Source organism: Parabacteroides sp. ZJ-118 (genome assembly GCF_011038785.1).
Taxonomy (GTDB): Bacteria; Bacteroidota; Bacteroidia; order Bacteroidales; family Tannerellaceae; genus Parabacteroides.
The window spans coordinates 1-1,204 of record NZ_JAAKDT010000107.1; the positions used below are offsets into that span (position 1 = coordinate 1).

The 1,204-nt window shown below is 35.5% G+C and carries 1 protein-coding gene and 1 pseudogene; one reads left to right on the forward strand and one right to left on the reverse strand.

The features are described from left to right. The first annotated feature begins 128 nt into the window (after window positions 1-128). Complete coding sequence (locus G7Y39_RS13385) at window positions 129-485, forward strand: restriction endonuclease subunit S (RefSeq protein ID WP_241160072.1); 357 nt, start codon at window positions 129-131, stop codon at window positions 483-485. Here the strand turns inward: G7Y39_RS13385 and G7Y39_RS13770 are convergent. After that, window positions 478-1,204, reverse strand: a pseudogene (locus G7Y39_RS13770) (restriction endonuclease subunit S); the annotation flags it as partial. The gene G7Y39_RS13385 and the pseudogene G7Y39_RS13770 sit on opposite strands and share 8 nt — an antisense overlap.

A 1,204-nucleotide genomic window follows, 5' to 3' on the forward strand; every position in this document is an offset into this window, starting at 1 on the left:
CCAAAATCGTGCGCGGGTGCACCGATTACAGCAGCATGCTCCCCATGAACATGGGTTTGAGTACTAATAAATACTAAATGTTTAATGAAAACAAAATCAGGGGATAGAAGCTAACAGCCATTGAATCCGTGATTTGCAATTTCGTCCGGCTGTGCTTGGACGCTTACTATTATAATGGGAAATTTGCGCTTCATCAACGCTGTTATGCAATAACGGATTTTGCAAACATAATATTACCGCAATATTGTTATCATTATATGAAAACATTGAACTCGTATTTTGTTAGAAATGCGGTCGGCTCAACTGTCCCATCTCTGCGAATTGATACATTTCAGAAAGCTCCTATCTTATTACTTGGTATAGGGACCCAATATGAAGTATGCGATTTCCTGAATTGTCTGGATAATAAATACAACACTGAAAAGAGTTATTTACAAGCTCTTATGCTGCAGAAACAACATATGCTTCAATCCATGTTTATATAAACATTGCATTCTGTAAAAATGACCTTTGCATCAGTAAACAAGAGTATAACGAAGTTTCGTTTTGTAGCTTTGAATCAATGGCATTTATTATTGTAAGAATGTACATTTGCTCTTGTCCCGGAGGAAGTGTAACAGTCATATCCAACCATTCATTGACATTGATAGAACGTCCGTCACGTATGCCGTATGTTACAAGTTTAAGAGACTTAATAAATGGTTTTGATGTGAAGAAATGAGATAGATAACCATATACCACTAAATTATTGGGACGTAGAATTGTATATGCAGGGCTACATATTCCGGCTCTATCTGAGAAAGCGAAACCGCCTTGAAATGAACGAAGGTGTACTACATAATCACCTTTGCGAACAATCTTGTATTCACTGATGTTCTCTTGCTCAAATTTGATGTCTATGTTTATATCGCTACGCTCAATCATACCTAATTCTTGGCTGGCAGAAAGAATCTTTTTGTATGCAAGTTTTTTATTCTTTTCATTAATCACTTCAAAAAGTTGACGGAAAGAATAAATCTTGCCATTTGTAGATGAATAGAGTTTATCAATAATCGCAGACTTTAGCTTTTTCAAATCCTCAATGATTTTGTTTTGGGTCGCAATGCGTTTGTCAAGCAAATCTAATAATCGAGATATTTTAAGTTGCTCTTTTTTGTCGGGCGTATAATAAAAACGAATTGTTGCTAAGTCCTCACTATTAATA